The organism is Caulobacter sp. (assembly GCF_965279145.1).
In the GTDB taxonomy this organism is placed as follows: domain Bacteria; phylum Pseudomonadota; class Alphaproteobacteria; order Caulobacterales; family Caulobacteraceae; genus Caulobacter.
On the sequence record NZ_OZ257139.1, the window covers coordinates 741,371 to 763,406 of the forward strand.

At 68.7% G+C, this 22,036-nt stretch carries 14 protein-coding genes and 1 pseudogene; 5 read left to right on the forward strand and 10 right to left on the reverse strand.

From position 1 onward, the window contains the following. Positions 1–91 precede the first annotated feature (91 nt). Positions 92–1,882, forward strand: a complete 1,791-nt coding sequence (locus tag ACQY9P_RS03470) for a Ca2+-dependent phosphoinositide-specific phospholipase C (RefSeq protein ID WP_421736652.1) — start codon at positions 92–94, stop codon at positions 1,880–1,882. A 15-nt stretch (positions 1,883–1,897) separates the two neighbouring features. Here ACQY9P_RS03470 and ACQY9P_RS03475 read toward each other — a convergent pair whose 3' ends face one another. From ACQY9P_RS03475 to ACQY9P_RS03485, 3 genes are read right to left on the reverse strand one after another with little or no spacing between them, the layout of a single operon-like run. Further along, entirely contained in the window at positions 1,898–3,061 is a 1,164-nt protein-coding gene (locus tag ACQY9P_RS03475) for a glutathionylspermidine synthase family protein (RefSeq protein WP_421736651.1), read from the reverse strand. A gap of 5 nt (positions 3,062–3,066) precedes the next feature. After that, entirely contained in the window at positions 3,067–3,807 is a 741-nt protein-coding gene (locus ACQY9P_RS03480) for a PspA/IM30 family protein (RefSeq protein WP_421736650.1), read from the reverse strand. A 22-nt stretch (positions 3,808–3,829) separates the two neighbouring features. Beyond that, positions 3,830–4,255 (reverse strand): YjfI family protein, encoded by a 426-nt coding sequence (locus tag ACQY9P_RS03485; RefSeq protein ID WP_421736649.1) that lies wholly within the window; start codon positions 4,253–4,255, stop codon positions 3,830–3,832. 173 nt (positions 4,256–4,428) lie between these two features. Between ACQY9P_RS03485 and ACQY9P_RS03490 the strand changes: the two genes are divergently transcribed. The 3 genes from ACQY9P_RS03490 to ACQY9P_RS03500 are packed head-to-tail and all read left to right on the forward strand — an operon-like array spanning position 4,429 to position 6,151. Next, a complete protein-coding gene (locus ACQY9P_RS03490) occupies positions 4,429–5,070 on the forward strand; it encodes a DUF2491 family protein (RefSeq protein WP_421736648.1) in 642 nt (213 codons plus the stop codon). 17 nt (positions 5,071–5,087) lie between these two features. Beyond that, complete coding sequence (locus ACQY9P_RS03495) at positions 5,088–5,501, forward strand: DUF350 domain-containing protein (RefSeq protein WP_421736647.1); 414 nt, start codon at positions 5,088–5,090, stop codon at positions 5,499–5,501. 47 nt (positions 5,502–5,548) lie between these two features. Beyond that, the gene (locus tag ACQY9P_RS03500) at positions 5,549–6,151 is read left to right on the forward strand and encodes a DUF1190 domain-containing protein (RefSeq protein ID WP_428151139.1); all 603 of its coding nucleotides are present in this window, start codon (positions 5,549–5,551) and stop codon (positions 6,149–6,151) included. 21 nt (positions 6,152–6,172) lie between these two features. Here the strand turns inward: ACQY9P_RS03500 and ACQY9P_RS03505 are convergent, their stop codons facing one another. The 7 genes and pseudogenes from ACQY9P_RS03505 to ptsP all read right to left on the reverse strand — a co-directional run bounded on the left by ACQY9P_RS03505 (position 6,173) and on the right by ptsP (position 21,012). Then, positions 6,173–8,698 (reverse strand): glycosyl hydrolase 115 family protein, encoded by a 2,526-nt coding sequence (locus ACQY9P_RS03505; RefSeq protein ID WP_421736645.1) that lies wholly within the window; start codon positions 8,696–8,698, stop codon positions 6,173–6,175. Between the two features lie 66 nt (positions 8,699–8,764). Then, positions 8,765–10,039: a histidine-type phosphatase gene (locus ACQY9P_RS03510; RefSeq protein ID WP_421736644.1), complete on the reverse strand. Its 1,275-nt coding sequence runs from the start codon at positions 10,037–10,039 to the stop codon at positions 8,765–8,767. A gap of 9 nt (positions 10,040–10,048) precedes the next feature. Continuing rightward, positions 10,049–11,167, reverse strand: coding sequence for an acyltransferase family protein (locus ACQY9P_RS03515; RefSeq protein WP_421736643.1), 1,119 nt, complete (start codon positions 11,165–11,167; stop codon positions 10,049–10,051). After that, positions 11,164–13,470, reverse strand: coding sequence for an alpha-N-acetylglucosaminidase (locus ACQY9P_RS03520; RefSeq protein ID WP_421736642.1), 2,307 nt, complete (start codon positions 13,468–13,470; stop codon positions 11,164–11,166). The genes ACQY9P_RS03515 and ACQY9P_RS03520 overlap by 4 nt, the downstream gene beginning before the upstream one ends. A gap of 147 nt (positions 13,471–13,617) precedes the next feature. Then, a pseudogene (locus ACQY9P_RS03525) lies at positions 13,618–16,396 on the reverse strand (TonB-dependent receptor). Positions 16,397–16,671: 275 nt separating this feature from the next. After that, positions 16,672–18,468: an N-acetylglucosamine-specific PTS transporter subunit IIBC gene (nagE, locus tag ACQY9P_RS03530; protein ID WP_421736641.1), complete on the reverse strand. Its 1,797-nt coding sequence runs from the start codon at positions 18,466–18,468 to the stop codon at positions 16,672–16,674. Between the two features lie 3 nt (positions 18,469–18,471). After that, entirely contained in the window at positions 18,472–21,012 is a 2,541-nt protein-coding gene (gene ptsP, locus ACQY9P_RS03535; protein ID WP_421736640.1) for a phosphoenolpyruvate--protein phosphotransferase, read from the reverse strand. A gap of 332 nt (positions 21,013–21,344) precedes the next feature. On the opposite strand from ptsP, the gene ACQY9P_RS03540 reads away from it, so the two are divergent. After that, complete coding sequence (locus tag ACQY9P_RS03540; protein ID WP_421738263.1) at positions 21,345–22,022, forward strand: GntR family transcriptional regulator; 678 nt, start codon at positions 21,345–21,347, stop codon at positions 22,020–22,022. The last annotated feature ends 14 nt before the right edge of the window (positions 22,023–22,036 follow it).

Genomic DNA, 22,036 nt, shown 5'->3' on the forward strand with positions numbered 1-22,036 from the left:
CCCTTTCCGATGCCATGCAACAGGCGCCAGCGAGCCGATGACGTCAAACCGTCATGCAGCCTCGCTAGTCGGACTTGCTCCCGGAGGATCCATGCTCAATCTCGTCTTCGCGTTCCTGATGGCGACCAGCGCCGCCGCCCAAGCTCCCGCCCCTTGCCCCAAGGACGTCGCCTGCGCGCGACCGCTGGCGGGCGCCGAGCTGGGCATGAACGACCTGACGGCCGTGGGCACGCACAACAGCTACAAGCTGGCGATCCCGGCCGAGGAGATGGCCGCCATCCTCGCGGCCGGCGGCCGGCAGGCCCTGGCGATCGACTACGCCCACCGCCCCCTGGCCGAGCAACTGGACGCCGGCGCGCGCCAGTTGGAGATCGATGTCGTCGCCGACCCGCAGGGCGGACGCTACGCCCATCCGCTGACCGCCCTGGGCAAGGGCGTGACCCTGTCGCCCGATATGGCCGCCACCCTGGCCAGGCCGGGGTTCAAGGTCATGCACATGCCCGACATCGACTTTCGGGTCTCGTGTCCCACCTTCGTGGCGTGCCTGACCCAGATCAGGACCTGGTCGAAGGCCCATCCCGACCACGCCCCGATCCTGATCCTGATCAACGCCAAGGACGGCGCGCCCAGCCTGCCGGGCGGGGTGACGCCGCTGGCCTTCGACGAAAAGGCGTTCGACGCCCTGGACGCCGAGGTTCGCTCGGTGTTCGCCGAGGCCGAGCTGATCACGCCCGACCGGGTGCGCGGCGACCGCGCCACCCTGCGCGAAGCGGTTCTGGCCGGCGGCTGGCCCCGGCTGAGCGCGGCGCGCGGCAAGGTGCTGTTCGCCCTGGATGAAAGCCCCGAAAAGGTGGCGCTGTATCGCGGCGCCCGGCGCTCGCTGGAAGGCCGGGTGATGTTCGTCAACACCGACGAGGCCTCGCCGGCGGCGGCCTATCTGACCCTCAACGATCCGATCGCCGAAAAGGACCGCATCGCCGCCGCCGTGAAGGCCGGCTTCATCGTCCGCACCCGCGCCGACACCGGCACCTGGGCCGCGCGGGACAATGACGTCAGCCAGCGCAGCGCCGCCCTGACCAGCGGCGCGCAATATGTCTCGACCGATTATCTGTGGGCCGATCCGCGCTTCCCCGGCGGCTATGCCGTGCGCCTGACCGGCGGCGACGTGGCGATCTGCAACACGGTCCGGGCGGCCAAGTGCGACGCGCCGCTGGAAACCCTGCCCGGCGCGCCCGCCAGCGGCTATCTGTCCGCCGAGGCCCGGCCGAACCTGACGACCATTCTGGCCCCGCCGCCCGCCGCCGGCTCGCCCCGCGCGATCGCCGACGCGGCGATCTTCGACCAGACGCGAAGCCTGAAGGGCTCGCCGCGCTGGGCGCTGGCGACCGCCGACGTCGATGGCCATGTCTACGACCACTTCGCCGCCGCCCTGGGCGTGAGGCTGGATCCCGCCAGGACGCCGATCCTGAGCGCGCTGCTGGAGCGCGCGGGCGAGGACCGCTCGGTGGTCAGCCTGGCCAAGACCCATTGGGGAACCCAGCGGCCCTATATCGGCAAGGACGCGTCACCGATCTGCGAGGCCAAGAGCGCCCACCTGGCCGGCAATCCCGACTATCCCTCGGGCCATTCGGCGTTCGGCGAGCACGTGGCGATGATCCTGGCCGAACTGGCCCCCTCGCGCGCCGACGCGCTGTACGCCCGGGGCCGAGAGTATGCCGAGAGCCGCTATGTCTGCGGCTCGCACAGCTTCAGCGCGGCCCAGGCGGGGATGGAGTCCGGGGCAGTGATCTATGCGGCCGAGCACGCCTCGCCGATCTTCCGGCGGGACATGGAGATGGCGCGCGCCGAGCTGGATGCGGCCCTGGGCCTGACGCATCCTTGACCTGGGGGGCGAGCGTCAGCCGCCGGCTTCGATGATGTGCGGCACGAACCGGGCGAGGTTCTTGGTGACCACGCTGTCGTCTTCGCGCACGCCGATGCCGGCCGGCTCGGCCCCGACGATCCAGGCCCCGATCACCGGCCGCCGGCCGCCGAAATCGGCGGGCGGGTAATAGGCCTGGAGGATCGCGCCTTCCTGGCCATAGCCCTGGTCCAGCACCGGTTCGTCGCCGCCGATGACCTCGACATTGGCCCCTTCGCGCGAGAACAGCGGCTTGCGCACATGGCGCGGACCTAGGGCCGATGCGCGGGGATCGTCCTCGAAATAGGCCTCGAGCAGATTGGGATGGCCGGGATGGCGCTCCCACAACAGGGGCAGAATGCCCTTGTTGGACAGGATGCTCTTCCAGGCGGGCTCCATCCAGCGCACGGCCGCCGTCTTCAGGTGCGCGGCATAGGGCTCGCGCAGCATGAATTCCCACGGATAGAGCTTGAAGGCGGCCTGCAGCAGCAGATTGTCCTTGTCGACGAACTGGCCTTCGGCATTGACCCCGATGTCATCGATCGCAACGAACTTGGGATCCAGCCCCGCCTGCAGCGCCAGATCCTCGAAGAACCGCACCGTCTGGCGATCCTCGACGGCCTGGGCGTCGCTGGCGAAATGCACGAAGCCGCCGGTCGGAAACAGGGTCTTGAACCGGTCGCGCAGGGCCTCGAACAGGCTGTTGAACTGGTCGGTCCCGGCCGGAAGCGCGCCCGAGGCCAGCAGCTCCTCCAGCCATAGCCACTGGAAGGTGGCGGCCTCGAAGACACTGGTCGGGGTGTCGGCGTTGTATTCGTAGAGCTTGGGCTTGGCGGCGCCGTCATAGCCGAAGTCGAAACGGCCATACAGCGACGGTTCCTTGGCCCGCCATGAGGCGGCGACGAAGTCCTGGTGCTCGGCCGGGATCGCCAGCCGCGTCATCAGGGCCTCGCTGCGCACCGCCTCGTCGACGAGGTCCAGGCAAAGCTCGTGCAGGTCGGCCGCCGCCGGCTCCAGATCGTCTTCGATCTGGGCCAGGGTGAAGGCGTAGACCGCCGACTCGTCCCAATAGGGCTGGCCATCGGTGTGATGGTAGACGAAGCCGACAGCGTCGGCTTTCGCCTGCCAGTCAGCGCGCGGCGTCAGGTCAAGTCGGCGCACGCGGGCTAGGCGTCGCTGGCTTTGGGATCGGCCGATTTCTGCTCGATCTGCAGCGGCGCGGCGGGCGGGGCGGACAGGCGCGCCAGGATGTCGTCGGCCGAGGACTGGCCCGGTCCGATGCCGGCCAGACGCAGCTTTTCGTCGAGATCGGCGCCGGTGCGGCGGTCTTCCAGTTCGCCGGCGGCCTTGATGCGCTCGCCGCGAATGGCTTGCTTTTCCTTGATCCGGGCCAGGCTGTCGGCGGCCGAACCCAGCGAGGAGCCGGCGCCCGCGCCGCGCGCCGCGACCGAGGCCTGGGCCTTCTGGACGGACTCGTTGACCTTCACGACCTCGACCTCGCGACGCAGGGTCTCGATGCGGCGGTCGGTGGCGCTGATGGCCTGGTGCAGTTGGTCCTCGGCGGCGCGCATGCCCTCGATCTGGGGCTCCTTCAGGGCGATGTCCTGCTCGAGGTCGGCGATGCGCTGGGCCACCTGGCGGGCCAGGTCCATGTCGCCCTTGCCGACGGCGGCGCGGGCCGAGCCTTCGTACTTGGTCACCTGTTCGCGGAAGCTGGACACTTCCTTTTCCAGGATGCGGCGACGGGCCACCAGGGTGGCCATGTCGTCGCGGGCCTTGCCCTGGGCGGTGTCGGCGTCGCGGATTTCCTGGTCCAGGATCCGGATGGCGTTGGCGTCGACGACGGCGGCCGAGGCTTCATGCGCGCCCGCGCGGCCCAGGGTGAACAGCTTGCGCCAGATGGACATCGAGTGGTCTCCGGGAACGATATTAGGCGGGGGTGAAGGACGAGCGCAGGTCGGAAGCGGCCTCGATGGCGTTCTCGGCCAGCACGCGCAGCTCGATCAAGATATCGTCCAGCGACGAGGACGGCGCCAGTTCGCCGAACAGTTCGTAATAGTCGCGGTCGCCGACGCTGCTGATGCCGAAGTTCGACAGCGGCACCAGCTTCTGGGCCTTGAGCAGGAACTCGTTGAAGGCGTGGCGATCCTCCTGCTCGTCGACCGGCCACAGCAGGACCGAGGCGGCGATCTGCTGGTCGCTGACGCTGACGAAGATCTCCAGGTCGCCGTGCTCGTGCATGGTGACCAGCAGGATGGGATCGGCGCCTTCGACGACGCGGGCCGTCATGGCGTCGCTGAGGCCGTCGGAAAGGGCGGCCTGCAGCGAGCGAACAGTCCAGGCGGGGGTCGTCATAAGGCGTGATCCTCGAGAGGGGAGTGGCGTTCATACAAGATGGGAGGGCGAACGCCAGTCGTCGAGAGCCTCGCCCGCCCGTTCGCCATGACAAGTTCGTAATGGCGCGGCCCCTGTCGTCCGGCCCGCGGGCGCCGTACAGATAGACGCAGTCGCCACCGGGTCCGCTTTTGATGTTCAGCAAGCTTTTCGGACGCAAGGACGCCGCGCTCGCCGCGCCGGCCCTTCCCATCATCCGCAACGTCACGCTGGGCCGGACCGTCTGGCTGGACACCCTGGCCTGGCGACGCTTTGGCGGCGACACCCGATTCTCGCTGGACCGCGACACGCTGGAGATCACCGCCCAGGGCCTGGTCGACCTGAAGGACGGCGGCTTCGTCCATCGCTTCTACACCGACGACCACGTGATGTTTCAGGCTGTCTCCGACGATCGCGAAGGCCAGCGCCTGACCGACGTGACGGTCTTCATCCCCTGGGACAGCGCCTATCCCGGCGGTCGCGCCGACCGCGAGGCCTGGGCCGCGAGGCTGAAGGCCCGCACCTTCACCGCCAAGGGCCTGGCGGACTATGCGCGGCTGTGGTTCGGCGACGAGGCCGAAAGCCAGGACCCCGTGACCTTCTGGGAAGACCTGCATGACGACCGGGACGGAATCCCGGACCGGCGCATCTTCCAGACCTGCATGCTGTTCGCCCGCGACCTGCCGGACGAGGGCCGTGAATTGCTGCTCGCCATCGAGCAGGAGAGCGAAGACAAAGAGGTCTCGTTCGAGATCATGCTCGGCATCCCGCTGGAAGCCGGCGAATTCAAAGCCTGACCGGAAAGAGACAGACCATGTTCGATCTTCAGGGGTTCGCCTTCAGCGCCCTCGCCTTCCTGGTGGCCTTCATCGCCGCAGGCCTGTTCACCGTGGCCTTTAAGGTCATCTACCAGTGGGTGACGCCGTATAACGAGGGTAAGCTGATCCGCGAGGGCAATGTCGCCGCCGCCCTGGCCCTGGGCGGGGCGCTGGTCGGCTATGTGCTGCCGTTGGCCTCGGCGCTCAGCCACACCGTCTCTCTGGTCGAGTTCTGCGCCTGGGCCGCCCTGGCCGGCGTGATCCAGGTGGCGGCCTTCACCCTGATCCGGGTGACGGTGATGAAGGACATCTCGGCCCGCATCGAGCGCGGCGAACTGGCGGCCGGCGTCTATCTGGCCAGCATCTCGGTGGCGGTGGGCCTGATCAACGCCGCCTGCATGACCTCGTGAGCCCCGCCATGACCGATCAAGCCAAATCCCGCCAAGCCAGGTCTGCAATGAAGCGCTCGCGCAGCCTGACCCTGACCACCCTGATGGCCGGGGCGGCGGTGTCGATCACCGCCTGCGACAACAGCCCGGCCGTCACCCAATGGGGCGATCCGCCGGCCGCGCAGTCGGGCCGCGCCGTCGAGGCCCGCAGCTTCGCCAGCCTGGACGAATGCAAGGCCTCGGGCGACTTCACCGCCCAGCAGTGCGAAACCACCCTGGCCCAGGCCCAGAAGGACAGCGCCGAGAACGCCCCCAAGTTCAGCGACCAGCAGAGCTGCGAGGAACGCTATGGCGTCGACCAGTGCGTGCCGCGCTCCAGCCAGAACGGCGGCAGCTTCTTCACGCCCCTGCTGACCGGCTTCATCATCGGCCAGGCGTTGAACAACATGGGCGGCGGCTATCGCGGCGCCCCGATGTATCGCGACCGCGACGGCACCTATTACGGCGGCGGCGGCTATCCCCTGTCTCGCGACTATGTCACCGGCCGCACGCGGGTGCGTTCGGAGAGCTTCAACGCGCCCTCGCGCGCCGAGGCCCCCACCCGCGTCCAGAGCCGCAGCGCGGTGATCTCGCGCAGCGGCTTCGGCGGCGGGCGGTCGTTCGGCGGCTAGCAGCCCTCGACCCGAGGCGGCTCAGTGGTTCTCGTGGGTCGCCACGATCTCGGGCTTGACCAGCCTGAGCCGATCCAGCGCCACGCGGCGGGCGCGGGAGACGACACGCACGGTGTGAGGCCCCGGAGAGAGCTCGGGGCCGACCGTCGCCGTCAGCTGGTTGTCGAGCACGCCCTGGGCCCAGGCCGGCGAGCCCACGGCGCGCGGCCAGCGGACAGCCTCGAGAGGGCCTCCGTCGACACTCACCTCGACCACGATGTCTTCGGCCTGGCCGTCCGGGAAGATCGGCAGGACGCCCAGTTGCACGCGAAGGCCTTCGGACGGCGCCGTGATCTGGACGCTCAGCGAGGCCCCGGCCGCGTCGGCGATCATCACGCCCTGGCCGCGCCCCACGCCCTCGACCCGCCTCCAGCCGGTATTGGCCGTGAACGCCTCGGCCTCGACGAGGGGCGAGTCCGCCGGAGGATCGCCGTCGACGACCGCCAGGAACGTCGCGGGGTCGGCCGTCAGGGCCGCGCCCGGCAGCGGGATCGGACGCGCGCGATAGATGCGCCACTGGCTGTCGGCCGGCTCCTCCGGCATCAGGCCGCGCCACTTGCCGCCGGCGATCTGGTTATTGAACCGGTCGGTCAGGGCCGTGATCTCCGCCTGGGCCTCGACGGCCGCGCCGCCGGCCGAGCGCGCCATCGCCTGATCGCCGTCGATCAGCTCGTTGTATCGCTCGGCGGCGAAGAACCGCATGTTGGCGGCCGCCGAGATCCGGATCGGGAACTCGACCAGTTCGAACCAGGCGTCGGCCAGGGCGGGCGAGACCTGCCGGCCCGTCGCCTCGGTGGCGGCTGCCAGCTGGCGGAAGGCGCGCAGGCGGTCATTGACCTCGGCGGGGGTATAGCTGCTCAGGTGACGGTTCTCGGCCTTGGGCTGCCATTCCAGATGCTCGGGCCGGCGCTCGAAGTTGAGGCGGTAATAGGTGTCGAGCAGGTCGGCGGTCTTGCTCGCCAGGGCCGGATCCAGGGTGCGGCGGGTCCAGTCCTCCAGGAACTGGCGCTGGCTGCGGCCGCGCCAGCGATCGATGTCCCAGGCCATCTCGAGGAAGTGGCTGGTCCCGATCTCGGCCGGCTTGATGTCGCCGACATTGGCGATCCAGACATTGCGCGCGCCCTTGTCCCAGGCGTGGATCATCTCTTCCTGGACGAGGGCCGGCGGCGTGGTGGACAGCCACAGATAGGACAGCGGATAGCCCAGATAGGACAGGTGGTAATAGACCCCCGCCCCGCCCTTGCGAGCCGCTTCCTCGAGGCTGGCGAACTGGCGGATGTAGCCAAAATTGTCGTCGGGCCACACGATCGTGACGTCGTCGGGAACCTTGACGCCCGCGCGATAGATCTCCAGCACCTCCTTGTAGGGCACGAAGATCTGCGGGATCCGGATCAGGTCCGGCGAGACGTCGCGCTTGAGGATCTCGCGCTGGTCGCTGATGATCCTGTCCAGCAGCGCGACCTTTTCCTGCACGGTCTTTGGCCCGACCATCCCGGTGTCGTGGATGCCGCGCATGCCGACCGTCCAGAGGCTCTCATAGCCTGAATTGGCCTTGGCGCGCTCTTCCCAGTAGGCCTTCACGCCGTCCGGATTGGTGGCGTAGTTGAACTTCTCCGGCGCGTCCTTCCACTCGCCGACATTGTTGCGCAGCATCGCTTCGGCGTGGGACGAGCCCATGACGATCGCATATTCGTCGGCCAGCCTGGCGTTGGCCGGATCGGCGTTGAACGGCGCGGTCGTGTGGTGCATGGCCGGCCACAGGGTGTTGGCCTTCAGGCGCAGCAGCAGGGTGAAGACGCGGCGGTAGGTCTTGGGCCCGATATCGCCGAGTTCGGGATCAAAGGTCTTGGCCGCCCAGGGATAAAGGCCCCAGTCCTCGTCATTGACGAAGACGCCCCGGTAACGCACCGACGGCGGTCCGAAGCGATGCGCTCCGGCGCGCGCGAACAGCCGATCGCGATGGCGCGGCGTGACATCGGCCCACCAGGCCCAGGGCGAGACGCCCATGTCCTGCGCCAGCTCATAGACGCCAAAGGCCGCGCCGCGACGGTCGCTGCCGATCACCACCAGGGCCTTGTCGACACCCGGGGCCGGGCGGTCGACCGTGGTGATCACGAAGCTCTCCCAGGCGCCTTTCAGGCGGGAGACATCCAGCTTTCGGGTCGCGACCAGACGGTCGATCAGGGGGCTTTCGCCCAGCGTGCCGACCAGGATCGCCGCGCCCGCCGGCGCCTGTCCGGCCACCGCGACCGACTGGCCGGTCACCGTCTTGATATCCGCCGCCAGATCGTCGGCCGCGTGACGAACCACGGCGGCGTCCGCCGCATCGACGACGATCGTCGTCGATACGCCCGGCCCCACCAGCAGGAAGCCGTCGCCGGGGGCGTCCGAGAAGATCGCCTGTGGCGCATCCGTCCGCGCGACCTTGCCGGCCAGGGCGCAGGCCGGCCACACGCTCAGCGCCAAGGCCACACCCAGCAGCCAGGGCTTTGAAGGCAACTTCCTCATCACGCGTCTCCCTGCCTCTCTGGTCGGAGGCTTTTCATGCACGCCGCTCGCGCGGCCGGTGGAAGGTCAGGGACCCACCGCCAGGTTACGGTCCAGCACGGCGCGAAGATCTCGCACGGAGCAATCGAAGGCCGGCGTCGCCGAGCCGCAGCCGGGAATGAACACCGGCGACGACAGGGGCGGCGCCGAAAGCGACAGGGGCGTCGCGGCGCGCAGCTGCTCCAGGCCCTGCCCCGTGTAGCGCACGCGGATCACACGCTGGCCGTCGTCGCGGAGCCAGCGTTCGAACACCAGCGCGCCGCCGGGCTGGATCTGGTTGGGTTGATAGCCCGGCAGGCTCCACTCGGCGCGCAGCAGACCGCCCAGGGCCGCCACCGTGCCGTCGTGACCGGCGATCAGCACGATCTTGGCCTCGTCTGGTCCCATGGCGGCGGCGTCGCCCTCGACCAGACCGGCGCCGGCCTCCAGCGTGGCGAGCAGGCGTTGCGCCAGGCCGCCGGCCAGCACCTTGGCCACATAGGGCGTGCGCAGGCGCAGATCGAACTCGGCCTGGTGCAGGAAGAACAGCGGGGTCAGCCCCTGCGCGTCGACGCCCTTCCAGCCCAGGCCCGCAAAGTCGCGTCCGTCGGCCCAGGCCATCAGCAGGCTTTCGGTGATCCCGGAGGCGAAGGCCTCGGGCCCCGCGAGTTCGACCATCTCGCCGCCCTCCGCGAAGCCGGGGCGCGCGTCCAGGGCGCGGCGCTTGCCGGGCGAGGCCGCGCAGGGGCCTTTCGGGCACTGCATCAGAAACGCGTCGAGGGTCTCGACCTCCTGGCGATGGCTGGCGCTCCAGGCGGCCAGGTCGCCCCCGACCCGTCCGGCCACGGCGGCGCGGGCCAGGGCCGGGTCCAGCTTCGCGGCCCCGGTCTTGACCGGCTCGAACAGGGGATCATCACGCCCTTCGCCGACCGTGTTGACCACGACCGGGCATCCCGGCGCGAGGGCGCGGGCATAGGCCTCACCGGTGGCGATGGTGCGCTGGGTGACATTGGCCCAGACATAGAGCTGCCCGCAGTCACCGGGCTTGAGCAGCCCCTCGGCGAGGTACAGCGCGCGATAATAGCCGCCCATCTGTTCGACCAGCTGGGCGCCGCGCGCGGTCAGGTGTCCCGCCGGGACCTCGAAACGCGGCCAGGGACGGGCCGAGGCTTCCTCGAGACGCTCGGGCGTCGACATCGCCGCGCGCACGCCGTGGCGGCTGAGGATGACGACCTTCTCCAGGCGGTCGGCCGCGCTGGAGGCCGCCGGCGCCGAAAGCGCCAGCGCCAGGGCGGCGGCCAGAACACGGGAAAGGCGGGACATCGGCGAGACCTACAGCTTCACGACAATGCCGCGCCGGTACATGACGTAGCCCAGCAGCCAGCAGACCAGCATGTAGGCGACCGCGCACAGCAGCGACCCCAACGCCCCGGGCGCGACGGCCTGGAAGACATGGACGCCGACCCACTCATAGAAGCCCACGCCCGGCGCGACCTGGATCATGCCCAGGACCACGACGAACAGCTCCGAGAACAGATAGATCACCAGCGGATTGAGCCCGAACACCTCGAAGAAGCGGGCGCCCGCGTTGCCCGACTTGCCCTCGAGCATCAGGGTCAGCATCGCCAGCGCCAGAAAGTCGATGCCGACCGTCAGCAGGACGAAGCTGCCGGTCCACAGCTTCTTGGCGATCGGGAACCCCAGGCTCCAGGCCAGGGCCGCCACAACCAGGCCCGCGCCGATCAGCACGAGGCGCAGCGAGGCCTTTCTCGCCTCGGGAGTCTCCCGCAGCAGACGGGCGGCCAGATAGCCGGCCAGCACATTGACCGTGGCCGGCAGGGTTCCCAGCAGCCCCTCGGGATCAAAGCCGCCGTCCTTCTTGTAGAGGTGGTCGCGGCCGATCAGCAGCAGGTCCAGATGCGTTCCCACATTGCCCAGCTTCGACAGTGGGGCGGCCGGATCGCCCAGCGCCATCAGGATCGCCCAGTAGCCCAGCAGCAGCAGGGCCGACAGGCCGATCAGCAGGCGCGGCGAAAGCCATCGCACGGCCAGGGCCGCCAGCAGGTAGCACAGCGCGATCCGCTGCAGCACGCCCATGACCCGCGTCCCGGAGAAGGGGATCAGCCCCCAGTACCCGTCGACCTGCCGGACAAACGGGAACCAGTACATCAGGAAGCCGAGCAGGAAGATCAGCGCCGCGCGCTTGACCACCTTGGTCAGGAAGGCGTCCAGCGGGACGGGGCGCGAGAAGGCGAAGGCCATCGAGCAGCCGACCGCGAACAGAAACGACGGAAACACCACGTCGGCCGCCGTGAAGCCGAACCACGGCGCGTGGACCAGCTGGGTATAGGCCTTGGCGCCCGGACCGGCCGTGTTGACGACGATCATCAGACAGACCGTCAGTCCCCGGAAGACATCCAGGGACAGGAAGCGCGCGCCGGGTTTCGTCATGCCCTGGTTCCTCGAGCTTGATCCATCCGGGCGACAAGGGCCCGCACATCAGTGACCGGGTCGACCGGACGATCGCGCCGATAGACCGTTTCAGCCGAGACCCAGCCGCGCTCCCACGCCACCATCTCGCGGGTGTGGGTCACCTCGTCGAAGGCGCCGGTCCCAGCCGCACGGAGCGCGGCGAGGAACCGCAGCCAGCGCGGCAGATAGAAGTCGCGAACCAGCCCTTGCCAGGCCTTGGAGGCGTAGTCGTTGAGGTTGCCCTCGCCGCCCCAGACGGTGACCTGGGCCTTGGCGTTGGCGACATAGGCGGCCGCGTCGGCGGGCGTATCGCCATAGGCGCGCGCGTCGTCGATCCAGGTCGCCAGGGTCTCGGGCTGGACGCCCAGCAGTCCATCGACAGCCAGGGCCAAAGCCTGCACCTGGTCGCGCGCCAGATCGCCACGCGCCAGATCGCCCGCGCGATAGGCGGCGACCGCCGCCTGCAGCTGGTCGTCGATCTCGAGCCCGGCCAGGTGCCGCGCGGCGTCCACCAGGTCGATCACGAACAGGGGTTGCCGGGCGAACGGGTCGGCCTGGGCCGCGAGGGCGCGCACGGCGGCGTCCAGCTTGGCCCGGTCGCCCGGATGGGGCGGAAACTCGCCGATCGACGCCGTCGGGCGCTTGAAGAAGAGGTAGGCGCCGGCCTTGCTCTTCCACCAGCGCGGCGACCAGTATCGGGTCGAATAGGCGCTCTGGACCAGCAGACCCATGGCCTCGTCCAGCGCCGGCGTGGTGTGGCCGTAGCGCGAACGGGCATAAGTGGACAGCCAGGCGGCCGTGCTGTCGCCGCCGCCGCCCCAGGCCAGGTCATAGGCGGCCTCATACACGATCGAGTTGTTGTTCAGGCCTTCGGGGAACATGCCAAAGCCCGCCAGCTGGCCCTTTTCGGGGTTGGCCGTGATCGCCGCCATGTCGCGGCGATAATAGTCCAGGTCCCCGTAGACCGGATTGCTGCCGCCGTAATTGTGGACGTAGCCATAGATCCAAGGCTTGCCGCCAAAGGCCTTGGCGTTGCGCCAGACGTTCGGATAGCGGTCGTTGCCGATGTCCAGGATCATCAGCCGGTCATCCGGAACCTGGCTGAGATAGGCCGAGATGGCCGGCGGATCCCAGAAGTGCGAGTCCGCGCCAAACAGCCAGCCCTGCATCACCCAAACCGCGTCCGGCCGGGCCTGGCGGATCGAGTCGTAGATCGCCTTGCCGTAGGCGGCCAGACGACGGGACTTCAGGTCGGGATCCACCGCGACCGCGGTCCGCGTCGCCGCAGTGTTGGCCGTGCCATCGCCATAAGCCGCGTCGCGGGCGTCCGCGCCGTCGGCGTTGATCGGCGGCAGCATCTCGTTGAACGAGTCGGCCAGGTAGTAGCGCCCCGCCCCGTAGGTCTGGGTGTAAAGCTCAAGGAACCGCGCGGCGATGCGGGGGAAAAGCGGATCGGCCGGATCCAGCCAGTAGGTCTCGTGGAAGCCTTCCCACGCGCGCATCCGATAGATGCGGGCCTCGGGGTGCTTCTGGGCGAAGGCCTTGGGCACGTAGCCGCCGAAGGCCGGCAGGATCGGGGTCATGCCCAGCGACCGCATGCGCTCAAGAATACGGACCTGCAGGTCCTTCTTCCTGTCGATCCAGTTGGCGGGCAGAGGCGCCCGGTAGCCTTCGATGTTGCCCATGCGCTGCCAGGGCGTGAAGGCGGGACCCGAGAAGTAGTCGGACAGTTCGGCTTCGGTCAGGCCCAGGTCGCGCCACAGGGCGCGCCAGACAAATTCCTGACCTTCCATGGCCAGCGGCATGTCGACGCCGTGCGCCGCCATCCAGTCGATTTCACGGCTCCAGCGCGGCCAGCCCCACCAGGGGGTCGTATAGCCGTAGGTGCAGGTGTTCATGTAGGCGCGATGCCGGAACGGGCTCTCGACCCGGCCGCTGGAATAGGCCGGCGCGGCGCCGCCCTGGGCGACCCGGTCGCCCTCCCAGCTGACATGGGCCAGGCCGGTCTGGCGAAGATAGGCATAGGCGCCGCGCACCAGGGCCAGCGGACTGTCGCCCGCGATCGAGACCTTGCCGGCGACGCTCTCGACGTCAAACCACGGCCCCGCGCCACCCGGCTTGAGCGACAGCCTGGCGCCGGCCAGCCGTGCGCCGAACAGGCGCTCCAGGCTGGATCGCGCCGCGCGCGCGCCGTCCTTGGCGCCGGCGGCGAAGGCCGAGGGCGCGGCCGAGGCGGCGATCGCGGCGATGAACGCCTCGCGTCGGGTCAGGGATGAGGTCATCGATCAGAATCTATCAAAAGGACGCCCGCCGCCCGGAGAGTGAAGCGGCAGGCGCCAGGGACAAGCGGTCTCTCTGGCTGAACCAAAGCCAGAGAGACCGTGATGGACGCGGCGGCAAGGGGAGGACATTGCGCCGCGCCGAACGCGCTACATCTTGTAGAGGAACGAGAGGTAGTAGCTGGGGCCCGTGGAAGAGCTCATCTGCCAACGGCTTGCGTTGCCGAGATAGGCCTTTTCCTGGACGTTGTTGATGTTCATCGCCGCGAAGGCGAAGCTCAGCTTTTCGTTGAAGTTGTACCCGAGGTTCAGGTCCAGCTGGGTGCGTTCGGCCACCGTGTGACCCAGCGGCCCGGAGAAGAAGCTCTCCACCGAGGTCTGATCGTAGGCGCTACGGTAGTTGGCCGACAGACGGGCGCTGAACGTCTGGTTTTCCCAGTAGACCGTGCCGTTCGCCGTGTGCTCCGACAGGTTGGCCAGGCGGAAGCCGGTGGTCGACTTGGCCGGGTTCACGTGGGTGTAGTTGGCGATCAGGCCGAAGCCCTCGATCGGCAGCCAGGCGTCGAGCGACTGTTGCCAGTTCAGCTCGTAACCGTGGATATCGACCGTGCGGCTGTCGTTGAAGCTCTGGGTGATCGAATAGGTGTCACCCGCCGCCGACAGACAGACGCCGCTGGCGTCCTTCGACAGCGCCGTGCCTTCGTACGAGGTCGGGCACATGAGCGAGGTGTAGACCCCGTTCTTGACCTTCTTCGAGAAATAGCCGGCGCTCAGACCGTCACCATTGCCGTAGTACCACTCGATCGTCGCGTCGAACTGGTTGGCCGTCATCGGGTCCAGACCGCCCTGCCCGATCGAGATCGTGTTGACCTTGTGTCCGGTGGTGTCGGTGGTGCTGGTCACGGTCGTGGCCAGCTGGTTATTGGAGTCGATGATCGGACGCACCAGCACCTTGGCGGCGGCGAAACGCAGCAGCAGGTTGTCGGTCAGATCCAGGCTGAGGTTGGCCGACGGCAGGATGTTGTCGTACGACTTCTTGGTGTTGTACGTGCCGGCCACCAGCTTGACCTCGGTGTTCAGCGGGTTGGCGGCGCCGCCGATATAGCCCTTGACGGTCTGGTCGGTGCTTTCGCTGCGCACGCCGATATTGCCGCGGAACGGCAGGGACAGAACCTCGCCCTTCAGGTTGGCCATCGCGTAGAACGAGGTCAGATCCCGCTCGACGCGGAAGCTGCCGGCCGGGTCGAACGCCTCGTAGATCGAGACGCCCTGAGCCTTGAGCGCCTCACGATAGGCCTGCAGGTTCGGCGACACCCAGCTGGTCGGCAGGGTCATGTCGCCGTCCAGGAAGTTGGTCACCTTGATGCCCGTGGCGGCCATGGTCGGCGAGTAGGACGCCGGAATGGCGTTCTGGCCGTCACGACGCACCACGTAGCGCTTGAGCACTTCGTGACGCAGCTTCGCGCCGCCCTGGATCGACTCCAGCACGCCCCAGTCCAGATAGCGCTTGGCGTCGAACTGGCCAGCGTTCTCGAACGAGTCGATCGTGCGATAGGCGCCGTTCGGATAGGTGTTCCGGATCAGGGTGGCCGGCGCGTAAAGCGAGGCGTCGGTCAGCGGCGTCGACGTCGTGAAGACGATGTTCTTCGGGTTGCTGATGTCCACCGTGGCGCTGGGGATGTTGATCCCGAGGATCGCGGCTTCTTCGTTGAAGATCGCGTGGCCGCGCGAATAGTGCGCGACACCCTTGAACTCCCAGTTCTCCAGGCCCGTATAGCGGACATTGGTGGTGAAGGCGCCGGTCGATTGAGGACGGGTCTCGTGCTGGTGATTGTTCTCCAGCCGGAAATTGTTGACCTGGACCTTGGTGGTGGTGCCGTTCGCCACGGTGATCGGCACGACATTGGAGGCCGACGGCGTAGTGAACAGGAAGACCTGCTGGTGCAGTTCCTGGGTCGTCTTGTCCTTGGCGTAGGTCGCGATCGCGTCGATCTGCAGATCGTCGGTCGGCTTGAACTGGATCGCGCCATTGACCATGCTGCGCTCGGTGTCGCGGTCAATGCGGCGATAGCGCAGGCGGCCCGGCGTATAGACGTTGTTGGCGACGTTCCAGCGATCCATCCACAGATAGTCGCCGCGGTCCTTCAGCGCCTGATAGCCGCCGCCGAGGAAGACGCCCAGCTTGCCGTCGAAGAAGTGGTCGACATAGGTCAGGCCGTACTTGCCCGTCGGGTTGCCACCGATCAGGTCCTGCTTCTGGACCTTGCCGGCGAAGATCAGCTGACGACCCTTCACATCGAACGGATGGACCGTGTCGATGTTGACGGTGCCGGCCAGGCCGCCGGCGTCCATGTCGGCCGAAGGCGATTTGTAGACCTGCACGCCCGAGGCCAGTTCGGTCTGGATGACGTCATAGCGGAAGCCGTCGGTGAAGTTCGAGCTCTTGAACGCCTGGCCGTTGACGGTGGTCAGGGCGTACTGCGGGCCCAGGCCGCGAATGCTGATCGTCGAACCGCGACCGTTGATGTTGGAAATCTGCACGCCCGGGATACGTTGAATCGCCTCGGCGATGTTCTCGGACGGGAACTTGCCGATGTCCTCGGACGAGATGCCGTCCGACACCCGCACGTCCTTGCGCTTGGCCTCCAGGGCCGTGGCCAGGCTCTTGCGGAAGGCCGTGACCACCACTTCATTGACGGCGTCGGGCTCGGGCGCCGGAGCGGCCTGGGCCATGGCCAACTGGGCGAAACAGGCGCCGCCCAGCAGCGTCAGTACGAACGTCTTGCGCCGCGCGCGGGTCGCGGACGTCTTGGAATTCGGAACCATCATCTTGTTATTCCCCCTTCTGTGATCCGAGCGACGCAAGGCCGACTGCAACGGCGCCGCTCAAGCATGAAGCATACCATTCAAGTACCTGTTTTCGGCGCAGGCGAGGGCTCGTAATGGCCTCGTCAAGCGGCGGAGAAGGAACTCAAATCCTTATTTATGTTGACTTTATAGACCTTCTCCAGCTTCCGTCCGCATTCTGCGAGAGACGAGCGGACGATCAGCGCGAGAATTTCCAATACTGAAATTATTTCATGTGCTTAAGGTCTATTCGATCCATATTCTTCCTCCCTGTTGTTAATACCATTATAGTGCCTATTTTTAACCCTCTCCGGCCGGCGCGATGACGCCTGCGAGGCGCCGCGAAGGCCGGGCGGATCACCCGCTGCAGACCCGCCGCATGACCTCTCCGACACGCTCGGCTTCGGGCCCCATGACCACATGGATCGTGCGTTCGCCGATGCGGGCGAGGCCGCGGGCGCCGAGGGCCTTGAGGGCGGCTTCGTCGATGGCCGAGGGGTCGAGGACCACCAGGCGAAGGCGGCTGGTGCAGCTGCTCAGCGTCTCGATGTTGCGCGCGCCGCCGAGGGCGGCGACCAGACGCTCGGCCTGGGCCGTGTCGCCGGCCAGAACGGGCGGGGCGACGACCGGGGTCGGGACCGAGACCGGGGCTTGAACCTGAGCCTGCCTCCCGCCCATGGCGTCGCGGATTTCGCTGGCGACCTGGTCGGCGATGGGGCCGAGCACGACCTGCAGGGCGCGGTCGGAAGGCCGCACGATGCCGCGCGCGCCCAGGGCCTTGAGGCGCGGCTCGTCGATCGCGCCCTGGCCGGTGACCACCAGACGCAGGCGGGTGGTGCAGGCGTCGACCGAGGCCAGGTTGGCCGCGCCGCCCAGGGCGATCAGGAAGTCCTCGCCGCGTCCGCCGGGGGCGTCGGCGGCCGGCGCGGCCAGGGCCTCGTCGGGCTCGCGGCCGGGGGTCTTGAGGTCGAAGCGCACGATCACCCAGCGGAAGACGCCGTAATAGACCGCGCCATAGACCAGCCCCACCGGGATCAGCATCAACGGCCGGGTGGCCTTGTTGAAGTTGAGCACATAGTCGAACAGCCCGGCCGAGAACCCAAAGCCCAGCTTCACGTCCAGCAGGTTCATGATCACCATCGACGCGCCGGTCAGCACCGCGTGAACCGCATAGAGCGCCGGGGCCAGGAACATGAACGAGAACTCGATCGGCTCGGTCACGCCGGTCAGGAACGAGGTCAGGGCCAGGGAGGTCAGCATGCCGCCCACGGCCTTGCGACGCTCGGGCCGGGCGGTGTGCAGCATGGCCAGGCAGGCGGCGGGCAGGCCAAACATCATCACCGGGAAGAAGCCGCTCATGAACGCCCCGGCGGTGGGGTCGCCGGCCGCGAAGCGGTTGAGGTCGCCGGTCGCGCCGTTGAAGTCACCCAGGATGAACCAGACCACGTTGTTGAGGATGTGGTGCAGGCCCGTGACGATCAGCAGGCGGTTGAGCACGCCATAGACGAACAGGCCCACATCGCCCGAGGCGGTGACCAGATGGCTCAGGCCGTCGACCCCGGCTTCGAGGAAGCCCCAGCCGAAGCCGAATACCAGGGCCAGGCCCACGCCCGCCACGCCGGCGGCGATCGGCACGAAGCGGCGGCCGCCGAAGAAGGCCAGATACTCGGGCAGCTTGATGTTGCTGTAGCGATTGTAGAGCCCGCCGGCGATCAGCCCGGACAGGATGCCGACCGGGATCGACAGCTTGCTGATCTCCTTGGCCTTCCAGGCGGCGACCACCAGGTCCCTGGCGCCTTCGACGGCCTTGGCCGCCACCTCGGGCGGAACCGCGATCAGGGCGTCGGCGCCCTTGGTGGCGACCAGATAGGCCACTACCCCGGCCAGGCCGGCCGCGCCGTGGTTCTCGCGCGCCAGGCCCACGGCCACGCCGATGGCGAAGATCAGGCCCAGGCTGCCGAAGATCGCGCCGCCGGCGGCGGCGAACACATTGGCGATGGTCAGGGACAGGCCGCCGGTCAGGGCGGCCAGGGCCGGCGCGCCCAGCAGGTCGGGCTGGCCCACGCGCAGCAGCAGGGCCGCCACCGGCAGCACCGCGATCGGCAGCATCAGGGCGCGGCCCAGGGGCTGGAGGACTTCGAGCGGCGACCGCATCGCTTAAACTCCGGCCAGGAAGGATTGAGCGGCGTCACGCACCGCCTCGGAGGAGGTCAGCTCCAGCGCCCGGGCGGCCAGGGTCCGGCAGGCGGCCAGATCCAGGGCGCGGACCAGGGCCTTGACCTCGGGCAGGATCGCGGCGGTCGCCGACAGCTCGGTGACCCCCAGGCCCAGCAGGATCGGCACGGCCGCCAGGTCCGAGGCCGCCCCGCCGCAGACGCCCACCCAGCGCTGGTGTTTTGCGGCGCCGGCGCAGGTCTGGGCGATCATCCGCAGCACGGCCGGGTGCAGGGCGTCGATGCGGGCGGCCAGCTCGGGATTGCCCCGGTCCATGGCCAGCACATACTGGGTCAGGTCGTTGGTGCCGATCGACAGGAAGTCGGCCTCGGCGGCCAGCAGGTCGGCGGTGACGGCGGCGGCCGGGGTCTCGATCATCACCCCCAGCTCGACGCGCTCGGTGACGCCCAGCTCGCGCTTGGCCTCGTCGAGCACGGCGCGGACGGCGCGCAGCTCGTCGAGGCTGGCGATCATCGGGACCATGATCCTGCACTGGCCAACAGGACGCGCGCGGAGGATGGCGCGGATCTGGGTCTTCAGCAGATGCGGCCGCCACAGGCTGACCCGCACGCCGCGCAGGCCCAGGGCCGGGTTCTCCTCGGCCGGGATCGGCAGGTAGGGCGCGGCCTTGTCGCCGCCCACGTCCAGGGTGCGGATGATCAGCGGCTTGCCGTCCAGGGCCGAGGCGATGGCCTGGTACTGGCGGGCCTGTTCGTCCTCGTCGGGCGGGGTGTCGCGCTCCAGGAACAGGAACTCGGTGCGCAGCAGGCCGCAGCCTTCGGCCCCGTTTGCGGCGGCGGCGACGGCGTCGCCCAGCGCGCCGACATTGCCGAACACCGCGATGCGCTGGCCATCCAGGGTCACGCAGCTCTGATGGGCCGAGGCCTTGGCGCGGGCCTTGCGCTCCTGGCGCTGGGCCAGCCGGGTCTGGGCCGCTTCCAGGGCCGGGGCGTCGGGCGCGACGCGCAGCTGGCCGCTGTCGGCGTCGAGGATCAGGGCCGTGCCGTCGGCCACGGTCAGCACCGCGCCGCCCACCGCGACCAGGGCCGGTATGCCCATGGCGGCGGCCAGGATGGCCACATGCGAGGTGGGTCCGCCGCGCGCGGTGCAGAACCCGGCCACCAGGCCCGGATCCACGCCCATCAGCTGCGAGGGCAGCAGCTCGTCGGCCAGCAGGATCGCGCCGGCCGGCAGGGCGGCGGCGCTTTCCTCTTCGCCGATCAAGGCGCGCAGCACCTGGCGTTCCAGATCGATCAGGTCATCGACCCGCTCGGCCAGGCGCGCATCGCCCAGGCCGCGCAGGGCGTCGACATAGCCGCCCACCGCGCCGCGCCAGGCAAAGCCGGCGCTCTTGCCCTGGTCGATCAGGGCGCGGGCCACGGCCGACAGCTCCGGATCGTCGAGGAAGGCCAGGTGGGCGTTGAGGATCGCCTGGCGGGCCTTGTCGCTTCTGGCGGCCGCCGCCTCCAGGCGCGCGCGGACCGTCTCCAGCGCCTGGGTCAGGGCGGTGTGTTCATGGCCAGGATTGTCGCCCAACTCGCGGACGGTGATCTCGCTGGACGACAGGCGCACGGCCTTGCCGATGGCCAGGCCCGGCGCGGCCAGCACGCCCTTGAGCACGCCGTCCCGGGGCAGGGTGACGGGGCCGGCTTCGACCGAAGAGGGGGCCGGGGACGGAGTCGGGACGTGCGCGGCGACCGGGCCGCCCTCGCCCATGCCGCCCTCGATCAGCTCGGCGACGGCGGCCAGAGCCGCTTCAGCGTCGGGGCCGCTGGCGGTGATGGACAGGCTGTCGCCATGGCGCACGGCCAGGGCCATCACCCCGACCGGGCTGCGGGCGCTGGCCCGGCGCTCGCCGGCCACCAGCGCGACCTCGGCGGTGAAGGCGCGGACCGTCTCGACGATGCGGGCGGCGGGGCGGGCGTGGAGGCCATGGACCAGCGGCACGACCACCCGGCGGACGATCTCGCCCCCAGCCTCGGCCACAGTCGAGGCGCCGGCGGCGGACTCGGCAGTCTCAGCGGCGATCGGCGACAGCGCCATCAGCTCGTCGCCCACTTCGGCGGCGCGATCCTGCTGGCGGCGCACGATGCGGAAGGCGTCCAGATTGGTCACCACGATCGGCGTGATCAGGCTACGGACGTTCTGGGCCAGGAAATCCAGGTCGAAGGCGATCAGCGGCTCGCCGGCCCTGACGCTCTGGCCCTCGCCGACCAGAACCTCGAAGCCCGCGCCCGCCAGGGCCACGGTGTCCAGCCCCAGATGCATCAGGATCTCGGCCCCGTTGGCCGCCCGCAGGGTCACCGCGTGGCGCGCCCGGTGCACCGTCAACACCACCGCGTCGCACGGCGCGTGCAGCACCGACCCCGTCGGATCAATCGCCAGCCCGTCCCCCAGCATCCGACCCGCAAACACCGCGTCCGGCGTCTCCTCAAGCGGCGCTATCCAGCCCTTCAGCGGCGACGAGAGCACCAACAGAGACAAACCAGACCCCTCCGCCGCCACCCAGACGCACAGGCGGTCGGGTGATCACGGGTATATTACATGCCATTCTAATACCATTTGGCAAGGCCACTTTGAAAAATGGCAAGGCCACTCTTGTTAAGCCCTGAAACGATCCGGTATATATGGGGAATTGCCGCGTGGCCGGATTTGGGCATTGACGTAGGGGCTACGTTGAGTGGACTCATATTGGTATCGCTCGACGCGAATCTCCCGCGTCAGGTTCGCATAGATGGAAGAGGCGTCGTCCAGTGTCCCTATCCCAGCGCATAGGTTTCGCCCATGGGAAGGACGCCGCGCCCCTGTATCTACAGATGCAGCGGGCCCTGCGCGAGGCGATCCACCAGAAGATGCTCTCGCCCGATGACGCCCTGCCCCCCGAGCGGGACATGGCCGAGGACTTCTCGGTTTCGCGCATCACCGTCCGCAAGGCGCTGGAAGGCCTGGTCAGCGAAGGCCTGCTGACCCGCCGCCAGGGCGCGGGCACCTTCGTCGCGGCTCGGGTGGAAAAGAGCTTCTCAAAGCTGTCGTCCTTTACCGAGGACATGATTTCGCGCGGCCGCGCGCCGAGCAGCGAATGGATCAGCAAGAGCGAAGGCTCGGTCACGCCCGAGGAGTCTCTGACCCTTGGGCTGTCGCCCGGCACGCCGGTCTATCGCTTCGCCCGGATCCGCTACGCCGATGGCGCGGCGATGGCGGTGGAATACACGACGATCGCCGCGTTCGCCCTGCCGTCCGCCGACGCGGTGCAGAATTCGCTCTACGCGGCCATGGCCGCCACCGGCCATCGCCCCTCACGGGCGCTGCAGCGCCTGCGCGGCGTGCTTGTCACGCGCGAACACGCCGCCCTGCTCGGCGTAAAGCCCAAGGACGCCGGCCTGCTGGTCGAGCGCCGGGGGTTCTTGCGCGACGGGCGGGCGGTGGAAGTCTCGCACTCTTACTATCGCGGCGACGCCTACGACTTCGTCGCCGAACTGAACGATCAGTCCTGATCGTTCCCTCATAC